The following is a 7,798-nucleotide window of genomic DNA, read 5'->3' as shown; positions in this document are numbered from 1 at the left end:
TCGATGGTTGAGCAAACTCTACATTAAACTGAGGGAAGTTTCGGGGGGCAGGTCAGCAGCAGTGTGACGTTCTGCGGTCACTTCAGCGGTTGTTTGACGTTTCTGTTTGCCAGAGCGTTGTTTGCGCGATTTTTTCATATTCTGAGATCCCTATCTGTGCGCAGATAATGCGTTCACAAATGGGTAAATCTCTAATCACGTTTGCTTGAAATACACTTAAACAAGCGTCGCAATAATCGCCCGCAAGGTTTCGATACCGTCACCTTTTTCAGATGAGGTCATGACCACTTCGGGGAAGGCCGCAGGGTGTTTGGACAGTTCGCCGCGCACTTGATCCAGAACCTTCTCACGATCCACCAATTTCACTTTGTCGACTTTCGTAAGAACGCATTGGAACGTCACAGCGCTGCTATCGAGCAGGCTCATGATCTCATGATCTACTTTCTTAACGCCGTGCCGCGCATCAATCAGCACGAATGCGCGGCGCAAGGTTTGGCGGCCAGAAAGATATTGCTTGAGCAAACGCTGCCATTTCTCAACGATTGGCAAAGGTGCGTTCGCATAGCCGTAGCCTGGCAAGTCGACGAGATAATGGCCCTCACCGGCAGTGAAAAAGTTAATTTCCTGTGTGCGGCCGGGCGTGTTCGACGCGCGTGCAAGCGCTTTGTGGCCTGTGAGTGCATTGATTAATGTCGACTTGCCAACGTTGGAACGCCCTGCAAAGCAGACCTCCATCCGGTCCGCATCAGGCAGGCCTGACATGGCAACAACGCCTTTGACGAACTCCGTTTGACCCGCAAAAAGCAATCGGCCCTTCTCATGCGAGAACGCGTCAGGTTCTTCTGCGATCGGAAATGGAAGTTGGCTCATATCAATTCTGCCTTGTTGCCCAGCTCGATCAATCCGCCTTGGATCACTTGCGCCCGGACTGAGAAATCGCGGTGCCCAAAGCTATCCAAAGCGCCGAGCGTATCCGCGTCATGTATTCCGGTTTCGGGGTTGGATTGTGTCGAGGGGCATCGATCCGTGCGCTCAAGCGGACGCAGAATCGCACCGCCAATGCGCACATCATTGCCCATCCATTCAAACTCTTCCCAAGCGGGAAAACCATCCAGCCAAATATTTCCACGCCAACGGTGGATGGATAAATCCATTCCAAGTTTTCGCTCAACTTCACGATGCGAGGCGATATTGCAAAGCGTCACAGATGGGAAATCGCTGTCGGTCATGCCACGATTTGGCACTTTCACCATACGTGTGGATTGCGCGCGATCTGCTGGCATGATCGGGCGCACCCAATCAAGAAAACCAGCGATATCGCCATCTGGATTGAAGCTGATTGTGCCGAGCTGAGGATGCTCCAAAGTGACTATCCCAGCATCATCAAGCGTTGCTGTCATTGCCATTAGTTGTGGCACTTTGCTCACGCGATTGAAATTCGCACAAGGCACCCATTCAGACCCATCCGCTTTAGACGCTTCATGGGCAACCGCCCAAACACGATCACCGGGCATGGTTTGCCCGGCGATCAATGTTGTTGATGCGACGTCTTCACGACCATGACTTTTGATCGGATGACGCCAAAGGGATGTGACCGTCGCCATCACTCGGCTTTCGGTTTTCGCTTGAAGCCAGCTCTAATGTTGCCGAACACATCCGGTTTCACACCTTGGCTGCGCATGATAAGGTATTGCTGCGTAAAGGTGATCGTGTTGTTCGCGATCCAGTAAACCACAAGGCCACTCGCAAACGTGCCAAGCATGAACATAAAGACCCAAGGCATCCAAGCAAAGATCATCGCTTGAGTCGGATCAGTGGGCGCTGGGTTCAGTTTTTGCTGCATCCACATGGAAATACCCAAAAGGATTGGCAAAATACCAAGCGAGAAGATTGCAAGGATCGAACCGGGCTCTGGCGGCATAAAGTTGAGTAGGCCGAACAGGTTCAAAATCGATGAGGGGTCTGGCGCAGACAGGTCTTCGATCCAACCAAGCCACGGCGCGTGGCGCAGCTCTAGGGTGACGAAAATCACCTTGTAGAGCGAGAAGAAGATTGGAATCTGCAACAAGATCGGCAAACAGCCGGAAACAGGATTTACCTTTTCCTTCTTATACAGCGCCATCATCTCTTGCTGGAGCTTTTGTTTGTCGTCGCCTGCCTTCTCCTTGATCACTTCCATTTGTGGCTGCAACGCTTTCATCCGCGCCATAGAGACGTTGGATTTATACGCGAGCGGGAAGAGGATCGCTTTGATCAAAAGCGTCAGACCAATAATCGCCCAACCCATGTTGCCAATGAGCGCGTTCAGATAGTGCAGCACGGCAAAGATCGGCTTGGTCAGGAAAAAGAACCAACCCCAGTCAATGCTATCAAGGAAGCGATCAACGCCCGCCTTTTGATAGTTGCGAATGGTTTCCCATTCCTTAGCACCTGCGAACAATTGTGTATTTACAGTAGCGGTTTCACCGGGGGCAAGTTTTTGCGTCGGAAGAACTGCTTCGCTCTGGTAGATATCGCGGCGCTCGTCATATTTTGCGGTCGCTTTAAATGCACCGGGCTGTGGAATCAGGGTGGTCATCCAATATTGGTCGGTGAAGCCGATCCAACCTTGCTCTGCCACTTGTGTGACTTCCGCGCGCGCACCTTCATTCGGGTTGATGTCGAAATCGGGCATATCGGAATAGTCAATTTCGCTCAACTCGCCATCGGCCATCGCGACAAGGCCTTCGTGCAAGATGAAGAAGTTCTTCAGGTCTTGCGGCTCACCGTGCCGCGCGAGAATGCCGTATGGTGCGAGACTGACAGTCCCTGCGCCCGTGTTTTCAACGCTTTGCGTGACAGAGAACATGAAGTCCTTGTCCACGGCGATCGTACGCGTGAATTGCAATCCAATGCCATTGTCCCAGGTGAGCGTCACAGGGGAATCGACGCTTAGCGCACGGCTGCCATCAGCATTCCAAATCGTGTTCGGTCCGGGGACTTCCTCAAACGATAGACCTGCGCCCGGGGCCCAGCCATAAAGCGCATAGTAAGGGTTCGCTTGGCCGACAGGGGCCAGCAAATCAACGATGGGGGAACCCTCATCCAGGCTGACGCGATAATCTTTGAGCGCAAGCTCATCGATGCGACCACCCAAAAGCGAAATGGATCCTTTCAAACGGTCCGTCTCGATCGTGATACGCGGTGCATCTGCAATCGGTTCTGCGACTGCATTTGTTGCAGCTCCACTCGTCGCAACCTCATCGCCGGACGCGGTTGGAAGCACTGCTTGGCCTTCTGCGCTGGTGATTGCCGCGTTCGGATCAGCAGGGCTTGGCTCAGGCGGCGGGAACAAGACGAACCACACCAGTATTACAATGAAGCTGAGCGCTGTTGCGAGCATCAGATTTTTGTTTTGATCATCCATGAAACAAGGTCGCCTCGAGTTAACCGCGTTAGGCTGCGTTCAACGATGTGCGCCGCAAAAGGTCAAGTGGATTCGCCCCAAATCAGGTGCTGCTGCGACGTTGGGTTGCGCTTAGACAGCGCTTTAGCTGTTTTTTCGCCCAATTTCCGGTGCAATCAACTGACGATCTTGAAAACCTTCGATCCAATCCAGTGTCTGATCCAGAGGCATCGGTTTGGCGATCCCGTACCCTTGCACATAGCGACATCCAAGCTGCGCGAGGATCGATTGCTCGCCAAGCGTTTCGACCCCTTCAGCAAGGCAAGCAAGATCCAAACGCTCTGCCATCATCAAAATCGTCGCCACCATTTTTTGCTGTTCACTGTCCAAATCCGCCTTTGCAACGAAAGAGCGATCAATTTTCAACCTGTGCACCGGCAGACGGCGCAGCGTTGAAATAGAGGAGTGGCCAGTCCCAAAATCATCCAAATCAATCTGACACCCCATTTCCGCCAAACGCGTCACGTTACGCACGATCACATCATCAGCGTCACCAGCAATCACGCTTTCGAGGACCTCAACACAAAGTCTGTTCGGCTCAATTTCGAAGCGATCCAGATCCCAAGCGATCTTTTCATAGAGCTTTGGGTTTTCCAGATCGGTTTGTGAAAAATTTACGCCAATCGTATCGATCTTTAGATCATGAGCATCCCACGTGTGCAGGGCTTTCAAGCTTTGCGTCAGGATCAGATCGGTCAACCGTTCCATCAAGCCGTGTTGTTCAAGAACCGGCAGAACAGTCGCGGGAGAATGGATGTGACCATTATTGTCTTGCCACCGCGCTAAAGCCTCAAAGCCGGTAATCTCGCCCGTATCCGTAGAAATCTGCGGTAGGAACCACGCGACTAAGCTGGTGTCGATGTCACCATTGAGATCTTGCAAATGGAAAGAAGGTGCTTTTGCAAATTTATTGGCCTTTGACGGCGTATACGCACGAATTGAGTTTGGTCCGTTCAAAATTGCCTCACTCAAGGCGCTTTGCGCTTGTGAGAGCAAAACATGCGCGCCTTTGAAGGGTTTTTGCGCGACGGTGAAACCGACAGAGCTGCTCAGATACAGGCGATCTTCGTCAACTAACAAAGGTTCGTCAGCAATATTTTGCAAGCGGTTCGCTTGCGCAATAGCGACCTCTAAGTTCAGCTTTGAGCTGGGTGTCGCGACAATTGTCCAATGTAAGGGGCCGCTGCGAAACACGATATCACGGTTTCTCAGACAACTTGCATAGCGCATCTGCAACCTGTCTTGAATACTATTCAGACCCGCTTCGCCAAGACGGCGGGTAACATCCGCGGCGCTATCAAGCTCTAAGCAGAACAGAGCCAAACGTGCGTCTGGTGCCGCCGCAAACAACATATCGTTGATGCGATTTTCTAACTGATCTGCTTGCGCGATTTGCTGATTTTCTTTGCTCACATCATCTAACGTCTCGGTTTGCTCAAAGCCGCCAAATAGCGCCCAAAGCAAAGGCAAAGCCACGGCGATCGCGATCAAGCCGTTTTCTCCAAACATTTGATAAATGGCCCAAGACCCAGCAGGCAACAGTGTGATCGCCAAAGAGCGGCGCGCAAAACGCGACATGGAATTGAGGAAAGGGAACTTCAAATTTGTCGCTGACATAATGGCGTCCTCAAATAGAAAAAGCGTGCAAAGTGTTCCTGCCTGATGCCAAGTTCTAAGCGAGATTTCGTTAACGTCGCGCCAGAATGAATTTCAGATTTTCGATAGTTTTGAATGAGTTTCGCATCAGCCCTTTACAGACAAGGCTGATCTTTAAAGTTTTGTGCAAATTTGCAGGGTCTTGCTGCACCAGCGCTCCATTGACACCCCCCTTAAATCGGCTCAAGTCTGAGATGAAGCAAAGCTACTCGAAAGGTGCCAGCACATGTCTATTCCTCAATCCGGCGGTGGACCGATCGAGCGGCACGCACAATTGGCCGAGCATCTTGCAGAAGGGTGTCGCCCTAAGAGTGAATGGCGAATCGGCACTGAGCATGAGAAATTCGGCTACCTGACAGATACCCACGCGCCTTTGCCGTTTGAGGGGGAACGTTCAATTGTTGCTGTTCTCGAAGGACTTCGCGACCGTCATGGCTGGGCAGAGGTGCGCGAAGGCGGGCATTTGATCGGGCTAGAGAAAGACGGCGCAAATGTTTCTCTGGAACCGGGCGGTGCTTTGGAGCTTTCTGGCGCGCCATTGGAGACCATTCATGAGACCTGTGATGAGGTAAACCAACATTTACGAGAAGTGCGCGCGATCTCGGATGAAATTGGCGTTGGATTCATTGGACTTGGCGCAGCGCCTGAGTGGTCTCACGAAGAAATGCCGCTTATGCCCAAAGGCCGCTACAAGTTGATGAACAACTACATGGAAGATGTCGGTACCATGGGCACGGCGATGATGCGCCGGACCTGTACAGTTCAGGTGAACCTCGACTTCGGGTCCGAAGCCGACATGGTGCAAAAGATGCGCGTCGCTCTTGCTTTGCAACCCGTTGCGACCGCGCTTTTTGCCAATTCGCCGTTCTTTGAGGGCAAGGTGAACAATCATAAGAGCTGGCGCAGCGTGATCTGGCGAAACCTTGACAACGCGCGTACCGGTATGTTGCCCTTTGTCTTTGACGAAGGGTTCGGCTTTGAAGCCTGGGTTCAATACGCGCTCGATGTGCCGATGTATTTTGTCTATCGCGATGGCAAGTACATCAATGCTTTGGGCATGTCGTTTCGTGACTTCCTTGATGGCAAATTACCAGCACTGCCGGGGGAAACACCCACGCTGAGTGATTGGGCGGATCATTTGACCACTGCGTTCCCTGAAGCGCGTTTGAAGAAATTCATCGAGATGCGCGGTGCGGACGGTGGACCTTGGCGTCGCCTTTGTGCTCTGCCTGCGTTCTGGGTTGGATTGACCTATGATCAAACGGCTCTGGATGCGGCTTGGGACTTGGTAAAAGGGTGGGACGCAGAAACGCGCGAAGCTTTGCGGGTTGCCGCCTCTGTGGATGGTTTGCAGGCTGAAGTGAACGGGATCAAGATGCATGACCTTGCGCGCGAAGTGGTCGCAATTTCCCATGCAGGTTTGAAATCCCGCGCGTGCCCTGGTGCGGGTGGGATGGTGCCCGATGAAACGCATTTCTTGAATGCTTTGCATGAAAGCTTAGAAAGCGGGCAGGTGCCTGCGGATGAGTTGCTCGCAAAGTATCACGGCGATTGGGGTGGCGATCTGAGCAAGATCTACGGCGAATACAGCTACTAACATCTCTATTTATGTCTGTGCGTTACTATTAGTTGACCTTTGGTAAGCTTGCATGACAGTGTTTGCGCTACCGGGTTCTTATAGCTCGTGTTACCCGTTTGAAGGACGCCTAGGTGCAAAGGCTCGACAAAATAATGCTTCAAATTCATGAAGCTGAAACGAGCCAAGAGCTTTGGGATGTCGTTGCGACCTACTTTCGCAGTATTGGCGTCACGATGGCCAGTTACTACACGACCCAAACACATGGCAAAGAGCCTGTGGTGCGACGTGAAGGGTTTCCAGAGACTTGGAACTGCAAGTATCTTGAGGAAAATCTCGTTCAGATCGACCCTGTTCCTGAACTCGCTTCGCGCTCGGCCAAACCGTTTTACTGGCATGAGTTAGAGGATATTGCGCCGTCGACAGAAGACGCGCAGCGCTATCTTAGTTTGTTAAAACAAGCCAATATCGGTGATGGGTTGGTGTTCTATGTCTTTGGTCCTGCCATGCGTAACGCCTATGTTGCGCTTGGGTTTGGTCCAGAGCGCCTTGAGCTTTCATCGCAGTCCATCTGGGCGTTTCAATGTGTTGCCCAAGCAGGTCATTTGCGCGCCTGTGTGTTGCGAGCGGATGAAACGGCAGCTGTGGAGTTGTCCAAGCGTGAGCACGAGATCTTGCGCTGGCTTGCTCGCGGTAAAAGCAATTCTGTGATCGCGTCGATCTTGTCAGTGTCGCCGCATACGATTGATGCGCATGTGCGCCGGATTTATACAAAACTAGATGTGAACGACCGCACGAGCGCAGTGATCCGAGGAATCGGTAGTGGGCTCATTAAAATCTAGCGGACTCACGTAAGTACGTGACAAGACATTCTGCAAAACCTCTATAGCTAGCGAGCGATAATGATTGGGGTATTTGGGTATGTCGAACGAAACAAAAAGCACTGTCATTGCTGAATTGGAAGCAATGATAAATGATCAAAGCCTACAGGACGACACGGTTCTGGCGGCGCAAGTAAATCTAATTTTGGCGTCCAAGCTCATCGAGGCTGCGGGCTATGAAATCTGAGTTATTGTCAAATCTGGTGTTTGAGGATTGTTGGTCATGCAGCGATCTGGTCA

At 51.9% G+C, this 7,798-nt stretch carries 7 protein-coding genes; 3 read left to right on the top strand and 4 right to left on the bottom strand.

Annotation, left to right across the window (positions count from 1 at the left end; genetic code table 11):
* Positions 1-216 precede the first annotated feature (216 nt).
* From yihA to PFRI_RS02310, 4 genes are all read right to left on the bottom strand, one after another.
* Positions 217-870: a ribosome biogenesis GTP-binding protein YihA/YsxC gene (gene yihA / locus PFRI_RS02325; RefSeq protein WP_072629150.1), complete on the bottom strand. Its 654-nt coding sequence runs from the start codon at positions 868-870 to the stop codon at positions 217-219.
* The gene (locus PFRI_RS02320) at positions 867-1,604 is read right to left on the bottom strand and encodes an MOSC domain-containing protein (RefSeq protein ID WP_072629149.1); all 738 of its coding nucleotides are present in this window, start codon (positions 1,602-1,604) and stop codon (positions 867-869) included. The genes yihA and PFRI_RS02320 overlap by 4 nt, the downstream gene beginning before the upstream one ends.
* Positions 1,604-3,406, bottom strand: a complete 1,803-nt coding sequence (gene yidC, locus PFRI_RS02315; protein ID WP_072629148.1) for a membrane protein insertase YidC — start codon at positions 3,404-3,406, stop codon at positions 1,604-1,606. Before yidC ends, PFRI_RS02320 begins: the two co-directional genes overlap by 1 nt.
* Before the next feature lie 123 nt (positions 3,407-3,529).
* Complete coding sequence (locus PFRI_RS02310; protein ID WP_084649565.1) at positions 3,530-5,062, bottom strand: GGDEF domain-containing phosphodiesterase; 1,533 nt, start codon at positions 5,060-5,062, stop codon at positions 3,530-3,532.
* Between the two features lie 265 nt (positions 5,063-5,327).
* Between PFRI_RS02310 and PFRI_RS02305 the strand changes: the two genes are divergently transcribed.
* The 3 genes from PFRI_RS02305 (at position 5,328) to PFRI_RS21245 (ending at position 7,745) form a co-directional block, all read left to right on the top strand.
* Positions 5,328-6,698 (top strand): glutamate--cysteine ligase, encoded by a 1,371-nt coding sequence (locus PFRI_RS02305; RefSeq protein ID WP_072629147.1) that lies wholly within the window; start codon positions 5,328-5,330, stop codon positions 6,696-6,698.
* Between the two features lie 134 nt (positions 6,699-6,832).
* The gene (locus PFRI_RS02300) at positions 6,833-7,519 is read left to right on the top strand and encodes a helix-turn-helix transcriptional regulator (RefSeq protein ID WP_072629146.1); all 687 of its coding nucleotides are present in this window, start codon (positions 6,833-6,835) and stop codon (positions 7,517-7,519) included.
* A gap of 79 nt (positions 7,520-7,598) precedes the next feature.
* Positions 7,599-7,745 carry a hypothetical protein gene (locus PFRI_RS21245; RefSeq protein ID WP_170124895.1) on the top strand — a complete coding sequence of 49 codons (147 nt, stop codon included), beginning with the start codon at positions 7,599-7,601 and terminating at the stop codon, positions 7,743-7,745.
* The last annotated feature ends 53 nt before the right edge of the window (positions 7,746-7,798 follow it).

Source organism: Planktotalea frisia (assembly GCF_001890925.1).
Classification (GTDB): Bacteria; Pseudomonadota; Alphaproteobacteria; order Rhodobacterales; family Rhodobacteraceae; genus Planktotalea; species Planktotalea frisia.
This window is presented reverse-complemented; position numbering and strand designations above follow the sequence as displayed.

What these genes read in the sequence shown, in the direction of transcription:
- PFRI_RS21245 (WP_170124895.1), top strand. Translation starts at nt 7,599, where the DNA reads ATGTCGAACGAAACAAAAAGCACTGTCATTGCTGAATTGGAAGCAATG.
- PFRI_RS02300 (WP_072629146.1), top strand. Translation starts at nt 6,833, where the DNA reads ATGCTTCAAATTCATGAAGCTGAAACGAGCCAAGAGCTTTGGGATGTC.
- PFRI_RS02305 (WP_072629147.1), top strand. Translation starts at nt 5,328, where the DNA reads ATGTCTATTCCTCAATCCGGCGGTGGACCGATCGAGCGGCACGCACAA.
- PFRI_RS02310 (WP_084649565.1), bottom strand. Translation starts at nt 5,062, where the DNA reads ATGTCAGCGACAAATTTGAAGTTCCCTTTCCTCAATTCCATGTCGCGT.
- yihA (WP_072629150.1), bottom strand. Translation starts at nt 870, where the DNA reads ATGAGCCAACTTCCATTTCCGATCGCAGAAGAACCTGACGCGTTCTCG.
- PFRI_RS02320 (WP_072629149.1), bottom strand. Translation starts at nt 1,604, where the DNA reads ATGGCGACGGTCACATCCCTTTGGCGTCATCCGATCAAAAGTCATGGT.
- yidC (WP_072629148.1), bottom strand. Translation starts at nt 3,406, where the DNA reads ATGGATGATCAAAACAAAAATCTGATGCTCGCAACAGCGCTCAGCTTC.